The organism is Acinetobacter sp. Ac8 (genome assembly GCF_055392545.1).
Map to the genome: position 1 here is coordinate 614363 of NZ_AP043689.1, position 16013 is coordinate 630375.

The window sequence follows — 16013 nt, forward strand, 5'->3', positions numbered from 1 at the left end:
TACCACAGGGCATGATTCACAAAGTAAATCTAACTGATTTGTGGTTTTATCGTGGATGAGTTTTTAAGGGTGATTTTAAAGTTCATCCAATCTGGAAAGAATGAAAGTGCATAAAGCCACAAGGAGAATATAAGTGATTGATAGTCATATTCATTTTTGGAAATACAATCCAGTTGAATTCCCGTGGATGACGGGTGATTTAAGTGTCATTGCACAAGATATGTCGCCTGAAGATTTGTTGGCACAATTACCAGCCAGAATTGAGGGTTTAATTGCTGTTCAGGCACGACCTTCTTGGCAAGAAAATGAATATTTGAATGGACTGGCAAAACAATATTCTATCATCAAAGGGATTGTGGCGTGGTTTGATTTTGAAAAAGATGCAGGAATGCAGTTGGAAAAATTCAAACAAAATAAGCAGATAAAAGGCTTTCGTCACATGATTCAAGATGAGCCTGATCCTACAGCCTATATGTTGAACAACCCTCAATTCAATCTGGGCGTAGAAAAAATCCAACAAGCTGAGTTGCTCTATGGCGTTTTGATTCACCAGAAAGATTTGGATGCAGCCGTAAAATTTTCCCAACGGCATGATCAATTTGAGTTGGTAATAGATCATTTAGCAAAACCTCAGATGTATTCCAGTGAAGGTTTTACTGTGTGGAAAAAGAGCATGAAAGAATTAGCCGCTTTAGCGCATGTAAATTGCAAAATTTCAGGTTTGGTGACAGAGGCGGGCGCACACTGCAAAGCACAGGATTTTCAAGCCCATCTTGATATTGCTTTAGAACTTTTTGGTCCTGAACGTTTGCTTTGGGGTTCGGATTGGCCTGTGTCTTTCGCGACCCATCGTTATGAAACATTATTGGCATTTTGGGATGAATGGACATGCAAATGGAGTGCCTCAGAACGTCAACAAGTCGAAATAGATACACCTAAGCGCTTATATAAGCTATGAAATTTAAAAGATTTTAAATATAGGAGATAGGAAAGATGGATTTACACCTCAAAAATAAAGTCTTTATCGTTACGGGTGGTGGTGCAGGAATTGGCGGCGCAATTTCATTATTGCTCGCACAAGAAGGTGCAACGATTGCTATTTTTGGTCGTTCAGACCTGAGTTCCGAATTTGAAATATCTTTACAGGGAACAGCAGCAAACTACTCCTTTCATCAACTGGACTTGACTGATGAAAAAGCCTGCCAAGAAAAAGTTCAGAATGTCATTGACCTATATGGACGTCTGGATGGTTTAGTCAACAATGCAGGAATAAATGACAATGTTGGACTTGAAGACAGTATTGATGCGTTTAGACAGTCTTTAGATAAAAACCTGATTCATTATTTTACAATGGCTCACTTTTGCATACCGCATCTCAAACAAAGCAAAGGCAGCATTGTCAATATTGGTTCTAAAGTCGCAGTCACAGGGCAGGGACATACCAGTGGATATGCTGCTGCAAATGGTGGCCGATTGGCTTTAACACGAGAGTGGGCAGCGCAATTTAAAGATGATGGCATCAGAGTCAATGCGGTTTTACCTGCTGAAGTCATGACACCACTTTATCAACGCTGGGTAGATAGCTTTGATAACCCAACCCAAAAGTTAGCACAAATTACCCAAAATATTCCGTTTGGTCATCGTATGACGACGACCAATGAAATTGCAGATACCACGGTATTTTTACTGTCTGATCGTTCTTCGCATACCACTGGACAACTTTTATATATCGATGGTGGTTATACCCATTTAGATCGAGCCTTAGATCAAAACTAAGACTGATATGCCGCAAAGTGGAGCGAAAAATGAAACGCTATTGTTTGGCTTTAGACCTGGTGGATGATGCTGAAAAGATTCAACAATATCAACAGTATCATCAAAAAGTATGGCCCGAAATCATCACCAATATTCGCAATCGTGGTGTGCTGGATATGCAGATTTGGCAAGTCGAAAATCGTCTTTTTATGATCATGGATACTACCGACGATTATGACCCTGATGTTGCAGAAAATGTTGCTGTTTCAGAACCGAAAAATATTGAGTGGGAAAACTTGATGTCACAGTACCAGCAGGTACTGCCTAGTGCAAAATGTGGTGAAAAATGGATCGAAATGGAAAAAATATTTGATCTAAAACAATAATCCGAATGATATAAGGAATTCAGCCATGAAGGCAAAAATTACAGAACCCCAATTTAGGATGGGGTTGATATTGGTCACGACACTCTTCTTTATGTGGGGATTGTCGTATGGTTTGGTCGATGTTTTAAATAAACATTTTCAGGAAGCTTTGCACATTTCCAAAGCGCAATCTGGTCTTATTCAGGCTGCGTATTTTGGTGCCTATTTTGTGATTGCATTACCTGCGGGTTTATTTATCGAAAAAAAAGGCTACAAAGCGGGGATTATTCTCGGTCTTTCCCTTTATGCAATCGGGGCACTGCTCTTTGTCCCTGCCGCAAATATGATGACATTTAGTTTTTTCTTATTTGCATTATTTGTACTTGCCTTGGGATTAGGTTGTTTAGAAACAGCTGCAAATCCTTACTCATCTGCATTGGGACATCCGTCAACTGCTGAACAACGGCTCAATTTGTCTCAGTCTTTCAATGGTTTGGGACAATTCTTTGGTCCATTAATTGGCGGTTTATTTTTCTTTAACTCAGTAGAGGGCGACAGTGCTGCAAGTTTTGATGCTGTGACCTATACCTATGTCGGTATTGCTGCAATTGTCATTGTTTTGATTGTATTTTTTGCTAAAGCAAAACTACCTGATTTGCGTGAAAATGAGGCGAAACTGGATGCAGCCAATCTTCAAAATAACAATGCATCGATGTGGTCACACGCAGAATTTAAATTTGGCGTCATCACCCTGTTTTTCTATGTCGCCGCGCAGGTGGGGGTAGGTGCATTTTTCATTAACTTGGTGGTAGAAACTTGGCCACAGAGTTCAAGCCAACAAGGCGCATATTTCTTATCTATTGCCATGCTGGCTTTTCTGATTGGGCGGTTTGTCAGTACAGGCATCATGTCAAAAATATCTGCCAACCATTTGTTGCTGATTTATGCCGTGATTAACAGTGTGCTGTGTATCGTAATCTTATCTGGCGCTGAGTATATTTCAGTGATCGCAGCGATTGGTATTTTCTTCTTTATGTCGATTATGTTCCCGACCATTTTTGCGATGGGAGTAAAGAATCTAGGATCTAAAACAAAAATTGGTAGCTCATTTATGATCATGGCGATTGTGGGTGGTGCAATCATGCCTTTTTTCATGGGGAAATTGGCTGATCACTATGGAACTCATATTTCCTATCTATTGCCATTGATCTGCTTTGTGATCGTATTTTTCTATGCGAAGAGCTATCAAAAAATCGCATTGGCACAGATCAATTAATATCCCGATTTTATCGCAGTGAGTGCGATAAGCGTGATAACACCGCCATTTAATAATAAAAGGCGAAAATTATAGGATTAAGGACAATACAATGAAAATTCAAAATGGAAGCCGTAGAAAAGTACACTTCGCAATCCTTGCATTATCAAGTGGTTTAACGATGAGCTCTGCCATGGCAGCAGATGCTTTTCGTGTAGATAGCCCATGGATGTTTGGAGATTGGAATGGTAAAAGAACTGAGTTAAAGGACCAAGGCTATGACTTTAATATCGGTTATACAGGTGAGTTCGCAGGTGTCATCAATGCAGATCGTGATGGTAAGGGCAATGCTTATGCTGATCAGTGGGCTTTTGGTGCAAACTTTGATTTAAATAAGATATTGGGTTGGCGTGATACAGAAGCAAAAATTGTCATTACCCATCGTGGTGGAAAAGCCCTGAATACTGAAGCGGATGTTATGGCACCTCAATTTAACCAAACGCAAGAAGTCTATGGTCGAGGACAAACTTGGCGTTTAACAGACTTATGGATTAAGAAAAAATTTGTAGATCAGCGATTGGATGTAAAACTAGGGCGTTTTGGTATTGGTGAAGACTTTGCAGGTTTTGATTGTGAATTTCAAAACCTTGCTTTATGTGGTGGACAGGTTGCCAATTGGGCTGGAGATCAATGGTATAACGGTCCTGTCAGCCAATGGGCAGGAAGAGTTAAATACAATATTCACCCAGAATTGGCCGTTCAAATGGGAATTTATGAACGTAATACGGTCAACGCCAATGCGACTACTGCCAGTGATGGTTTTAACTTAAGTACAGATGGCTCAGATGGTGCAGTGATTCCATTGGAAATTGTCTGGCAACCAAAAAAAACCAGTAACAATTTGAGTTTACCAGGAGAGTACCGACTTGGATATTTTGCAAGTACGGTGGATACGCAGAATGTTCAGGTGGATTATTCTGCTCCGGGAATCTCCCAAAAATTTGATGCTGATCATCATAAATGGGCTGCATGGCTTTCAGCAAAGCAACAATTGACTCGCCATCATGGCGATGAATCTCGTGGTTTGACCCTGATGGGACAAGCCACTTTTTATGATGACAAAACCAGTGCATATAGCGATGCGCAAAATATTGCAGTGGTCTATAAGGGATTATTTGATGCTCGCCCAAGCGATGAAATTGGAATCGGTTTAGCGCGGATTGGGGTAAATACCGATGCGATCAAATTTAATGGCAAAGTCGAGAATGAAAAGTTTGATGATGAATTGGATGCAGAAATTTATTATGGCTTAAAAGCGACTCGTTGGTTGACAGTACGTCCAAATATTCAATATGTAAAAAATATTGGTGCCAATAAAGCCTATGGTGATGCATGGGTCGGTGGGGTGAAATTTAATATGAATTTCTAAATATTGAATACACTTAAATATTAAAACTGAGTTGATTTCTAGACTCAGTTTTAATTTGTCAATTATCTGACACAATAAAATCTGTCGCTATTAAAGGTGTGAATTTATAAATGATATAGTTTTTTATAGCAAGCAAGCCCATGGCTAGAGTATGGGCTTTTTATCTCTATTTACTGTTATTAATTTTTTGCATTGTTTCTGTATCCATGAGGGCACGGATACTTTTAAATAATGGATGTTTATCTGTATATTTTTCACCATAGCTAAGATTAAACTCATAATCAAAATCATCAGGATTAATTCCTTGATTATGCTGTAAAATTGTTTCTAGCTTATCCAAAGCCTTTACTGCAACAGCTTCTTGCGTTTGACCTGCTTCATATTCTTCCCATAATTCAAGTATGGCGTTTCTTAGGGGAGCATCTAGCGATTGAGTAAGTAATAATAGATCGTTACGTTCTTGAACGTCTTTATCTGGATGGTTTTTCTTTTCAGTCGCTGGAACATCACCATTGATTGTCTCGCCTAAATCATGAACAAGACACATCTTTAAAACCCTTGAAAAGTCTAGATATTTTAATTCATCTTCAAATACAAGAGCTAACAGGGCAAGCCTCCATGTATGCTCGGCTGTACTTTCAATTCTGCCTTTAGAGGTATGAGAGGAACGCATTATATTTTTCAGGTTTTCAGCCTCTTTCAAAAAGAGTAGACGACCTTTAATAATGTCAGTATTCATTTCAGTTTCTTATTCCTATCAAAATTATAGATTTTTACTTTTAATAAGCTCAATAAATGCTTTTTAAAGTAATCTGTTTTGATTCTGGTTACTACGAGAGCAGCTACAGGCTTATGTATTAAATAGAAGCAATCAATAACAGAATGTCCAGATGACTTTTCGCTAACATCTTCAATTTAGGCGTATGCGTTGATTGCTGCATTGCAAATCATTGTATATGGATCAGTAAGGGGCTCATCGTGACACAACCTTGGCTATTGGAGTGGTCTACAGCTTATGCTTCAAGATAATATAAAAAAAGGACAGATGACCTTTTTTTATATTGATCGTAAAATACCTTGTCTCAAGAAGATAACTTGGGTCTATGTCACTGTTTATTACCTATTATCTAGGCCCAGTATAGGTTTCAAATATTGATAAAGACTTTGAAAATATAGATAGTTTTGAATGAAGAGCCGTAAAAGATGAGGACTAGTAGTAATGATGAATTAATACAGAATTATATCGATAAGTTTTCTTTATCGCGTTATTTTTCTCCAATATTGTTAGAAAATTTCTTATTAAAACAAATAGAAGCAGGTGAGTTTTTACTTGCACAAGGAAGCTCGCTAAGTAGCCTCTATTTACTTGTGAATGGAAAATTACAAGTAGAACATTACCAAAAAGATGGGAGTTGTGCGGTATTCTCTATTGAAAGGGCTTTTTCCGTGATTGGTGATTTAGAGCTTTTTTTAAATAGAGATATAGGTACAGTAAGTACTGTGACTGCGATTTCAAAAGCGGATATTCTCGAGATATCCCTGAACAAAATTGAGCAATATGCGTTTAACGATCCAGCTTTTCTACGTTTTATCTGCTGTCATCTCAGTCAAAAATTATATGCTTCTACTCAACTGCTAACAAATGCAACGCTTCCAGCATTTATAAAAGTACGTAAATATTTAGCAATTAGGGCGGAAATGGAGGGGAGTATGATTCACTTGGAAAAACGTGATTCTATTGCTGCTATGTTAGGAATTTCGACCAGACAGCTAAATCGGATTTTAAAAGATTTATCAGACTTAAACATCATTCAGCTTAAAAATAAAACGTTAAAAGTTTTGGATAATGACTATCTCGCTGAAATAGAACCGATAGACCTTTTATAATTAGATAGAGGTGAAATAAAAATAGAATTATGTTCAAGATATTTAGTGAGGGTTTTAGCCGTCAGTTTATGCTTTGAATTGATTATGGAGGACGCTACAAACCTTCTTCTTTCATTGCAAGCAAGCCCATGGTTACCGCATGGGCTTTTTTGATGTAAATGAACAACTCAGGACAGAAGTTCCGAACTACTTTCAGCATGTTTTGACAATGAACGTAAATCTGAACCAGAAGGAGCCTGATAAATTTTTAGCCCAAATTCAGGAATAATTGCCATCAGATGGTCAAATATATCAGACTGGATTGCTTCATAATCATTCCATACCGTTGTATTGGCAAATGCATAGATTTCCAGCGGTAATCCCTCACTTGTCGGTTGTAACTGACGGATAATCAGGGATTGGTTTTTAGCAATACCAGCATGTTGTTTTAAGTAGAACTCGACATAAGCCCGAAATGTTCCAATATTGGTTAGGCGGCGCTGGTTATAGACTGACTGATCTTCAAATTGTTGATTAAAGCTGTCCAATTCAGATTGTTTATTATCCAAATACTGATCCAGTAATAGGAACGCTTTTAATTTCTGTTGTTCTTCATGGGTAATAAAATGAATGCTGGTTTGATCAATAAAGATTGAGCGCTTGATGCGTCTCGCCCCCAGTAATTTCATCCCACGCCAGTTTTTAAAGGTGTCCGTCACCAACTTATTGGTGGGAATTGTGGTAAAGGTTTTATCAAAATTCTGTACGGTAATGGTATGTAAGGACATATCAATAACATCACCATCTGCATTTAATGTTGGCATTTCAATCCAGTCACCGATACGAACCATATCGTAGGAAGAGATTTGCACCGATGCCACCAAGGATAGAATCGTATTTTGAAAAACCAGTAACAATACCGCGGCCATCGCACCAAAACCAGCAAGTAGGGTAAAAACATCTTTCTTTAAGAAGGTACCCAAGATCAGCAGACCACAAACGATAAACAGAATCAGCTTGATCAGTTGAAGATAGCCTTTGATAGGCTTATTCAGTGATTTTGGATTACGTTGATAAAGCAGATTAAAGACATTTAAAAGTTCGCTGATGGCCAGTGCAATGGTCAGGAAGATAAAAGCCTGTGCAGCCATTTGTATCAGGCCAACCGCTTTTAAGGACAAATGTGGAACTGTGGTAATACCATTTAAAATAACAATCGCAGGAACAATATTCGCCACTCTGCGGATAACACTATGCTGGGAAAAAATTTCACTGTGTGCAAACTTCATTTTTGAAATAAGCTTACGTATCCCACGAACAACAACTTGTTTTGCAATATAATTTGCGACAAAGGCGAAAAAAATTAGAATGGATAATGATGTTAGCATCTCTAGCCATGGATACTGATCAGACCATTCCTGAATATTCTTTAAGAAGGCAAATTTATCCAAAAGTACAACCTCAAAATAGCAGATACGCTATTGTATTGATTGTGAATGACAATAATTTATAAAAATACTTTTTAGCTACATTCGGGCATCAATTACTTACTCACCAAGATTGACAGACTCTCAGAAAGTCCAAGTGAGTATGTGAAGATAAGTATGTAACCGTTGGGCATAGATAAACCCAGTTTCACGGATCACAATATGCCAATCAACAGTACTTTATTGAATACGATGGGATGCTAAGTTTTAATTTGTGAGACTCAATAGTGGCTGATTTTATCCGCAAGATTGGCAATACGGTTCAGACGGCAAGACTGTGCATCTAACATTTGTCCTTGCCCTTCGGTTTTCGGATTCCAATTACAATACTTGTCGGTGTTTTCCCACCATGCTGCGATTTCATCCATCTGCCGGTCTTTTTTCACACTGTCTGGACGACTGATGATTTTGGCAAAGGCCTGTTGAACGCGGTTCTTATGTTGGGCATATTCTTGGTCCATACAGCTTTGCATTTCAAATGTTACTGCACCGCTTTGCTTGATACATTGGCCATAACTGCTGCTTAATTTGGCATGAATATAAGAATCATCTGGAAGGGGGCGAGACATTTCATCATCGGCAAAAGCTGCAAAAGGAAGAAGAGAGATGAACAATAATGTAGTACTTTTAAATTTTTTCATATATTTGACCTTTAGTTTTATCTTGATCTCGATGTTCGTTCTTGAATATCTCTATGCTTTGATTCGCATTATTGAAGTAAATTCAGATAGCGTTGCAATTGTGCAGTACGGCCTGCGATACGCTGTATATCATTAAGCTCAGTTTGCAAGTTGTCTGGCTGTGATTGACCATACAGCGTTGTTTCTAGTTCAGCATCACTTTGACGTGATTGTAGCCAAATGCGTTGTGATGCAACCAGTTTTGTTTTCTGGGTAGCACTCAAATGCGATTGTAATTTTTTATAGGTACTATTCAATCGTGCATCTTGACGTTCAGCCTCATCTTTTAGACAAGTTGCCTGTTCTATAATACCTTGGGCACTGTTGTCACAGTTTATAAAAGCTTGGCTTAATAAGTTTTCATTTCCTATTGGTGCAGCGAAGACCAAGCTTGAAAAAGTACATAAAAAACTAATCGGTAAGCATGCTAATCGTATTTTTTTCATAAAGGATAAACTCTTGATTGATCTATCAGGATGAATGTTGGCTGTTGTGTGAGCTGAATAAAACCTTGCTTGAGTATCGTCAATCACGCATTAGCAAAGATAAACAGGGGTATCATTTTGACCAAAGTGTATCAACTTTAAATTTGAATAATCATGGATATTTGGATGTTTTTTCCAAAAACATCGATTGTCCTGTAAAAATTTCTTTAAAGCTCTGAGATTTATTTTCCGTACAATTACTGCTCCTCAACTGTTTATTCATATAGCTTGAAGAGAGTAACCCGCATATCCATTTAAATTGAAATTGTGTACATCGCATTTTTTGGAATTTTATCGCAGACTATTGATGTGAATATATTATGATCAGTTTTTTCACACAATAGTTACAGTGAATATTATTCAAATAGAATGATTTGGGTATCCGTATTTTTATTAAAATAATAAGTTTCTTAAAAAATAAAAATCCCTCAAATTTTGAAGGATTTTGATTTTAGAATGCTTTAAATGGTCTGTGCTCTATTGAGATATAGACGATCTAGCAGAGAAAATAGTGCAGAACCCATAACCAAACATACACCGACAAGACAAGTCATGGTCCAACCTCCATGATGCCATGCATAAACGCCTAGAGCTGAACCACATGCACCACCTGTGAAATAGGCTGTCATATAGATAGAGTTAATCCGAGATTTAGCATCTGGGCGTAAACGGAAAATGATATTTTGATTGCTGGTATGAACCACAGCGAGTCCAAAGCTAATCAGGCCATACCCTAAAATATAACTGGTGAGGTATTTTCCACCGAAATAAAGCAATGCCCAACTGATGATCATCAACGCTACCCCAATCCATGTCAGGATACTAGTATGTCCACGGTCTGCGATTTTACCAATTTTTGCAGTGGCTAAAGCACCAAATACCCCAATGATCGTTGCAACACCAACCAAAACATCAGGTAATTTAAACGGTTCAGAAGTCAGTAAAACAGCAATCGTTGAAAATAAAATACTCATGGCTGCAAATGCAAAGCCACCAATAATTGCACGATAGACTAAACGAGGTTCTTCTTTTAACAATACACCCATCGAGTAGAAAATTTTGCCATAACTCATTTTAAACACAGGTACATGTGGCAAACGTTTTTTCAATAAATAGGCAAGAATTAACATTAATACCGCACTGACAAAGTAAATCAGTTTCCAGTTAAACAGGTTAGATAACAAACCTGCAAGGCTGGTGGAAAGCAATAACCCGACTAAAAGCCCACTCATTAAAAAGCCAACAACTTCACCTGTTTTTTCAGGTTTAACTGCCATCGTTGCAAGAGGGATTAACACCTGAGCCGCAACTGAAAATAGACCTGTAATAATTGTGCCAACCCAAAGCATGGGTAAATTGACAGCAAAAGCACACATCAATAAACCAATCGCAGCACAAAACATTAACCAAGGAATAAATTTGATTTTATTGACAATATCGCCCATGGGCACAATGAATAAAAGACCAAGTGCATAAGACACTTGGGCAAAAGTCACTGTAAGTGCCACTTGTGATTCTGGCATGTTGAAATAGAGTTGAATCGAGTGAATCAGCGGCTGACTATAATAGTTTGCTCCTGCGCATAAACCGCAGGCAATCGCCATCAGCCAAAGTAATGCTTTATTTTGGCTAATATCGAGTTGAGCATTCATAAAAATATCCTAGTTCTTGGAGTTACATACAATAGGCAGTTGCTTCAATTTCAATGAGCATTCCTTGTAAAGCAAGACACGGGACAGGAATCAGTGTACACGCAGGGAAAGGTTGATCTTTCCAAAGTTGTTGCATTTCCTGAATTAAAAACTGATGTTTTTTGGTACTGTGATCGACCACAAGCACTCTTAAAACAGCAATATCCAATAATGATGCATCAGCCGCTTGTAGGGCATGTTGCAGATTGACAAAAGCTTGATGAACTTGTTGTGCAAAATCTTGGGATAATTGTCCTTGTTGGTTTTCACCACCTTGTCCAGATATATGCAAAATACGCAAATAATGGCGTACTTCAGCCACATGACTATACGCAAATGCTGTTGGATTATAAAGTGTATTTGGGTTAATCATTTGGAACGATTTGATCTGCGCGGATTCTGATCTGGAATTCATGGATGACTCTTTTGATTGACTGGAAATTTCCGACAGTATCAAAGCTCAAGTTAACTTAAGGTCAAGTGAAAATGCCAAGAAAAAACCGAAGCAACTGATCGTATTTATGAATGAACAATCAAGGGGCTGTTAAACAAGAAAACCGTCATATAGAAAAGTGATCAGAAGAAGCACGATGCAAGTAAAGTATTGCTCAGGATTAAAAGTATATAGGTTGGTTATCTTTGTTTTGATGCTCTTAGGAAATCCCAGTAAGCACTGACTAGGATTTTGTAGTGGCCTATCTTAAGCAAGGTATTGGCTATTTTTTATATTCAATGCGCTGAAATAGCCCTGTACTAAAATAACCCAGTCATTAAATAACCTAGCCGTTAAATAATCAGTTGTGAATCTACAATCTTGCCCGTTTTCCCTAACCAAAATGGACGGTTGACTTCACCATGACCAAACCAGTCACATTGGTAAAGTGGGATGTGCAGTGGATCGAGATGTTCTTTCACAATCTCAACAATACTTTGCGGGACATTTTTTTGTGGGCATTGATAAAAATCACCCAAGACCAAAGCCTTTAAGTTTGAAGTATCAATACTTTGTAGGAGTTGAGTCAATGAACGTTCAATTCGATAATAGGGTTCGCCTACATCTTCAATCAGTAAAACACTCGGCTGATTCAGTTTTAAGGCAGACGGTGTGCCTTGTAAAGTACACAGTACAGTAAGATTTCCGCCTAAGATTTTAACATCTTCAATGTGCTGATCTTGAGCAAAACCATTTGCGCTGGATAAGGGATAATGACCATGTTGGTTTATATCCGCGGATAACAGGCTGATGGTTTTTAAAGCATCATATGACAGGGGGCTATTGTCTAAATTTTTAACGGCAATTTCCTGAAATACAGGCGCATGTAAAGATTGTCCATGATGCATCGCGATATAGTTTAATAACACGGTGGTATCTGAATAGCCAATAATGGGTTTATTCAAAATCCACTCACCTAAAAATGGCAATAACATTGCAGCGCCGGTACCACCACGGCCACACCAAATTGCATCAATGTCTGGATCTAAACATGCTTGTTTTAAATCTTGAATACGTTGTTCAACTGTACCTGCCAAATAGCGATGTTGTGAAAATACATGTTCACCCAAACTGACTGTATGACCTAACTGTTCCAAATGCGACTGTGCCAACTGGATATTTTCAACATCTACACAGGCACTCGGCGATACAATTTTAAAATGCATATTCCTTCCAAGCTTCTGCACAATTTAGTGTGCAAGTTTCTTTTTAGACAAAGTAATCATCATGACACCGATGATATTCAGTAAACAACCAAACCATTGTATCGCATTCATATGCTCACCGAGCAAAGCCACAGCCAAAATAATGGTTAGGATCGGGCCAATCGAACCAATCATAGCTGCTTGTGCAGCACCTAAACGAGAAATACTTTGCGCGACCAAAATCGTCGGTAAAACCGTCACCAATAAGCCTAAGGCGATACCATACCAAATGACTTGTGTCGGAAGTTGAGTAAGCAGTTGAATCGGCTGGGGTGTTGCAATGATAAAATGGGTTAGCGTACCAAAACATGCAATGCTTAATGCTAAACCAGTGTAATTCCATGAACCAAATTTTTGAATTAAACGTGGGGTCATGAGTAAGTACGTCGCAAAACAGACCGCACTGGCAAAGACTAAGCTCACGCCTAGCCAGAAATTTCCTTCATGCGGTACGGTGCTTTGCTCTTGTAGCATCACAATCACTGTACCACCATAGCTTAATGCAATCGCTAGTATGGTTCTAAAGTTGAGTTTTTGCTTATAAATAAAGCTTGTGGCAATCACTGTCAGTGTTGGATAGAGAAATAAAATAATACGTTCTAACGAAGCACTGATATACATCAGACCAGCGAAGTCGAGCCAACTTGAAAGATAATAGCCCATCAAACCTGCAGCAACCAATAAAGCCCAGTCTTTTCCTGTCATATTTTTATTATGATGGCGATTGAACCAACACAGTAAAAGGAAAAAGGGCAAGGCACTTGCCATTCGCAAAGCCATAAGCACGGTGCTGTCAACCAATGGTGATAATGCGTAAGCCTGTTTAATAAAAATAGCTTTGGTACTAAATAAGAAAGCCGCACCAAGTGCGAAAATCGAACCGAGTTGGGTACTGGATAAAGAAAGTTTCATGAATTTGACTGCATTGACGATGTCGCTATACGACATGTAAATTTGAACAAGCAGTATAAATGTTGTTTTCAATCAGTGGAAATACAAAAAAAGAATGAATTGGCGCAATAAAAGGAATATAAAACACACTTGCTTACTTCTTTTTGTGTGGATTTAAGTGGGATTTAAATAGATTGAAATAAAAATTGTATAAAAATCAACCGTGAGATCCTTGTTTATAAACTGCTCAAATTCAATATGCTTTTTTTTGCACAAAAAAGGTGCAATATCGTAATGGTTGGTTCAAGCTGTTCGAGTATTATTAACTGACAAAATGGCAAATAAAAAAAAACTAAAATTTTTTGTAATTGCTTTAGACTCAGTTCTAGGGTAATTCTAATGGTTATTCCAAGTACTTTTTTTTATTAATGAAATTAAAAAATGTAATAAAAACCGACTTACATTTTTGACGGAAAAAATGATAGAAAAGGCCAATATAAGCTGATAAAAAAACCATGTAATTTGTCAGAAAGGTCAATAGGGATGTTGGTTTTTGTGCTGAATCTATTGTTTTATGGAGTATTTAAACAGCAAGCTGGAATGCTTAAAAGTGAATCATACTGCTGTAAATGCCAATCAGTAGGGTAGGGCGAGCAGCCTAAAATATGCTAATAAGCTTAAAAAAACATCGTTTTTAAAAATTGGAGACAGGATATGTCAAAAAAACTGAGCAGGATAATACGAGAAAAATACAATAAATTGAATATAGGGTATGTCGCACAATTATATTTATGAATCATCAGTTCAAAATATGGGTATTTATTAAATAAATATTGGGTGGTATTTTAAAAAAGTTCAATTAGAATCCAAAAATTCATAACAACGCATCTGGGGGAAACATCGGGTTATTTACGATGTTTACTTGAAGAAAAATTAGCTTGAGGAACGCTCATGCAGATTGGAATCCCAAAAGAATCTGTCGTCGGTGAAAACCGCGTAGCCGCTACGCCAGAGACAGTAAAAAAGTTGATTAGTGCTGGTCATAGTATTGTCATTGAACGAGGCGCTGGTAAAAAAGCGGCTTATATTGACAGTGCTTATGAACAAGTCGGCGCTAAAATTACAGATGATGCCTATACAGGTAGTCAAATTATTTTGAAAGTTCGTGCACCACAAGGTGAGGAAATTCAAAAGCTTGCCGCTGGAACAGCTGTGGTAGCAATGTTTGACCCATACCGTAATACTGAACTTGACCAATTTGCGTCACAACAAGTGTCTGCATTTGCGTTAGAGCTTTTGCCACGAACACTGTCTCGTGCGCAAAATATGGATGTATTGTCTTCTCAAGCCAACCTTGCAGGTTATAAGTCAGTGTTATTGGCCGCTGCGGAATATCAACGCATGTTCCCAATGCTGATGACTGCTGCAGGTACTGTGAAACCCGCTCGTATCGTGATTATGGGTGTGGGTGTCGCAGGTCTTCAAGCCATTGCAACTGCAAAACGCTTAGGCGCAGTTGTTGAAGCAACAGATTTACGTCCAACTGCACGTGACCAAGTCGAATCGCTTGGTGGTAAGTGGTTAGATGTACCGATGTCTGATGAAGAAAAACAAAAAGCTGCCGATGCCGCTAAAAATGGTTATGGCTGGATGCCAGGCGAACAATATATTCAAGACCAAGCCATCATCGTAGATAAAGCCGTGTCAAATGCAGACATCGTGATTACCACTGCGTTGTTGCCAGGTCGTGATGCACCTCGCTTAATCAAAGCTGAAACTGTTGCCAAAATGAAACCGGGTTCAATCATCCTAGATATGGCGGTTGAATCAGGCGGCAATGTTGAAGGTTCTAAGAATGGTGAAAATGTTGTCACTGACAATGGCGTGACGATTTTAGGCATTCCAAATATTCCTTCTACAGTATCGACAGAAGCTTCGGCACTGTATGCACGTAATGTTTTCAATTTCGTAGAAACTTTGTTTGATCAAGAAAAAAACTTTGCCATCAATCAACAAGACGAAATTCAAAAAGCACTTCTAGTAACTCATGGCGGTCAAGTACTGCTGAAGCGTGGTTAAGGAGAGTCATCATGGTTGAAACTATTACTATTTTCGTCTTAGCCATCTTTGTTGGTTACTACGTGGTTTGGGGTGTAACACCTGCATTGCATACGCCGTTAATGGCAGTAACCAATGCATTGTCCTCAATTATCGTTGTGGGTGCGATGATACAAACAGTTGGAATTCCTGGTGTTGTAGATGCAAGTGTACAATTCCAGTCCGTGAATGTTGTTAGTGTACTTGGTGCAATTGCAGTGTTCTTGGCAAGTATTAACATTTTTGGTGGCTTCGCAGTGACTGCACGTATGCTTGAAATGTTTAAGCCAAAACAAAAGAAAAAAGAGGGCTAA

At 38.3% G+C, this 16013-nt stretch carries 16 protein-coding genes; 8 read left to right on the plus strand and 8 right to left on the minus strand.

Annotated features, from left to right (window positions below):
• The first annotated feature begins 133 nt into the window (after window positions 1-133).
• The 5 genes from ACZ5QH_RS02950 to ACZ5QH_RS02970 all read left to right on the plus strand — a co-directional run bounded on the left by ACZ5QH_RS02950 (window position 134) and on the right by ACZ5QH_RS02970 (window position 4804).
• Window positions 134-958: an amidohydrolase family protein gene (locus ACZ5QH_RS02950; protein ID WP_303576709.1), complete on the plus strand. Its 825-nt coding sequence runs from the start codon at window positions 134-136 to the stop codon at window positions 956-958.
• A 35-nt stretch (window positions 959-993) separates the two neighbouring features.
• Window positions 994-1776: an SDR family oxidoreductase gene (locus ACZ5QH_RS02955; protein ID WP_303576710.1), complete on the plus strand. Its 783-nt coding sequence runs from the start codon at window positions 994-996 to the stop codon at window positions 1774-1776.
• Window positions 1777-1805: 29 nt separating this feature from the next.
• Window positions 1806-2141, plus strand: a complete 336-nt coding sequence (locus ACZ5QH_RS02960; protein WP_303576711.1) for an L-rhamnose mutarotase — start codon at window positions 1806-1808, stop codon at window positions 2139-2141.
• Window positions 2142-2166: 25 nt separating this feature from the next.
• Window positions 2167-3396: an L-fucose:H+ symporter permease gene (gene fucP / locus ACZ5QH_RS02965; RefSeq protein WP_004818999.1), complete on the plus strand. Its 1230-nt coding sequence runs from the start codon at window positions 2167-2169 to the stop codon at window positions 3394-3396.
• A 91-nt stretch (window positions 3397-3487) separates the two neighbouring features.
• Complete coding sequence (locus ACZ5QH_RS02970) at window positions 3488-4804, plus strand: carbohydrate porin (RefSeq protein ID WP_303576712.1); 1317 nt, start codon at window positions 3488-3490, stop codon at window positions 4802-4804.
• A gap of 166 nt (window positions 4805-4970) precedes the next feature.
• On the opposite strand, the gene ACZ5QH_RS02975 is transcribed toward ACZ5QH_RS02970, so the two are convergent.
• Window positions 4971-5543, minus strand: a complete 573-nt coding sequence (locus tag ACZ5QH_RS02975; protein ID WP_303576713.1) for an HD domain-containing protein — start codon at window positions 5541-5543, stop codon at window positions 4971-4973.
• A 464-nt stretch (window positions 5544-6007) separates the two neighbouring features.
• On the opposite strand from ACZ5QH_RS02975, the gene ACZ5QH_RS02980 reads away from it, so the two are divergent.
• Entirely contained in the window at window positions 6008-6691 is a 684-nt protein-coding gene (locus tag ACZ5QH_RS02980) for a Crp/Fnr family transcriptional regulator (protein ID WP_303576714.1), read from the plus strand.
• A 167-nt stretch (window positions 6692-6858) separates the two neighbouring features.
• Here ACZ5QH_RS02980 and ACZ5QH_RS02985 read toward each other — a convergent pair whose 3' ends face one another.
• The 7 genes from ACZ5QH_RS02985 to ACZ5QH_RS03015 form a co-directional block, all read right to left on the minus strand.
• Window positions 6859-8121, minus strand: a complete 1263-nt coding sequence (locus ACZ5QH_RS02985; RefSeq protein WP_004819007.1) for a mechanosensitive ion channel family protein — start codon at window positions 8119-8121, stop codon at window positions 6859-6861.
• Window positions 8122-8378: 257 nt separating this feature from the next.
• Window positions 8379-8771 carry a hypothetical protein gene (locus ACZ5QH_RS02990; protein WP_303576715.1) on the minus strand — a complete coding sequence of 131 codons (393 nt, stop codon included), beginning with the start codon at window positions 8769-8771 and terminating at the stop codon, window positions 8379-8381.
• Between the two features lie 95 nt (window positions 8772-8866).
• A complete protein-coding gene (locus ACZ5QH_RS02995) occupies window positions 8867-9283 on the minus strand; it encodes a lysozyme inhibitor LprI family protein (RefSeq protein ID WP_166783124.1) in 417 nt (138 codons plus the stop codon).
• 500 nt (window positions 9284-9783) lie between these two features.
• The gene (locus ACZ5QH_RS03000) at window positions 9784-10974 is read right to left on the minus strand and encodes an MFS transporter (RefSeq protein ID WP_303576716.1); all 1191 of its coding nucleotides are present in this window, start codon (window positions 10972-10974) and stop codon (window positions 9784-9786) included.
• A 22-nt stretch (window positions 10975-10996) separates the two neighbouring features.
• Window positions 10997-11428: a RidA family protein gene (locus ACZ5QH_RS03005; protein ID WP_004723174.1), complete on the minus strand. Its 432-nt coding sequence runs from the start codon at window positions 11426-11428 to the stop codon at window positions 10997-10999.
• A 371-nt stretch (window positions 11429-11799) separates the two neighbouring features.
• Window positions 11800-12672, minus strand: coding sequence for a S66 peptidase family protein (locus tag ACZ5QH_RS03010; RefSeq protein WP_262085064.1), 873 nt, complete (start codon window positions 12670-12672; stop codon window positions 11800-11802).
• A 24-nt stretch (window positions 12673-12696) separates the two neighbouring features.
• Complete coding sequence (locus ACZ5QH_RS03015) at window positions 12697-13623, minus strand: DMT family transporter (protein WP_171478416.1); 927 nt, start codon at window positions 13621-13623, stop codon at window positions 12697-12699.
• A 930-nt stretch (window positions 13624-14553) separates the two neighbouring features.
• Between ACZ5QH_RS03015 and ACZ5QH_RS03020 the strand changes: the two genes are divergently transcribed.
• A complete protein-coding gene (locus ACZ5QH_RS03020) occupies window positions 14554-15681 on the plus strand; it encodes a Re/Si-specific NAD(P)(+) transhydrogenase subunit alpha (protein ID WP_004723168.1) in 1128 nt (375 codons plus the stop codon).
• A gap of 11 nt (window positions 15682-15692) precedes the next feature.
• A complete protein-coding gene (locus tag ACZ5QH_RS03025) occupies window positions 15693-16013 on the plus strand; it encodes a proton-translocating transhydrogenase family protein (protein ID WP_004723166.1) in 321 nt (106 codons plus the stop codon).

Coding starts and splice junctions, on each gene's coding strand:
- ACZ5QH_RS02955 (WP_303576710.1), top strand. CDS start 994: ATGGATTTACACCTCAAAAATAAAGTCTTTATCGTTACGGGTGGTGGT.
- ACZ5QH_RS02960 (WP_303576711.1), top strand. CDS start 1,806: ATGAAACGCTATTGTTTGGCTTTAGACCTGGTGGATGATGCTGAAAAG.
- fucP (WP_004818999.1), top strand. CDS start 2,167: ATGAAGGCAAAAATTACAGAACCCCAATTTAGGATGGGGTTGATATTG.
- ACZ5QH_RS02970 (WP_303576712.1), top strand. CDS start 3,488: ATGAAAATTCAAAATGGAAGCCGTAGAAAAGTACACTTCGCAATCCTT.
- ACZ5QH_RS02975 (WP_303576713.1), bottom strand. CDS start 5,543: ATGAATACTGACATTATTAAAGGTCGTCTACTCTTTTTGAAAGAGGCT.
- ACZ5QH_RS02980 (WP_303576714.1), top strand. CDS start 6,008: ATGAGGACTAGTAGTAATGATGAATTAATACAGAATTATATCGATAAG.
- ACZ5QH_RS02995 (WP_166783124.1), bottom strand. CDS start 9,283: ATGAAAAAAATACGATTAGCATGCTTACCGATTAGTTTTTTATGTACT.
- ACZ5QH_RS03000 (WP_303576716.1), bottom strand. CDS start 10,974: ATGAATGCTCAACTCGATATTAGCCAAAATAAAGCATTACTTTGGCTG.
- ACZ5QH_RS03005 (WP_004723174.1), bottom strand. CDS start 11,428: ATGAATTCCAGATCAGAATCCGCGCAGATCAAATCGTTCCAAATGATT.
- ACZ5QH_RS03010 (WP_262085064.1), bottom strand. CDS start 12,672: ATGCATTTTAAAATTGTATCGCCGAGTGCCTGTGTAGATGTTGAAAAT.
- ACZ5QH_RS03015 (WP_171478416.1), bottom strand. CDS start 13,623: ATGAAACTTTCTTTATCCAGTACCCAACTCGGTTCGATTTTCGCACTT.
- ACZ5QH_RS03020 (WP_004723168.1), top strand. CDS start 14,554: ATGCAGATTGGAATCCCAAAAGAATCTGTCGTCGGTGAAAACCGCGTA.
- ACZ5QH_RS03025 (WP_004723166.1), top strand. CDS start 15,693: ATGGTTGAAACTATTACTATTTTCGTCTTAGCCATCTTTGTTGGTTAC.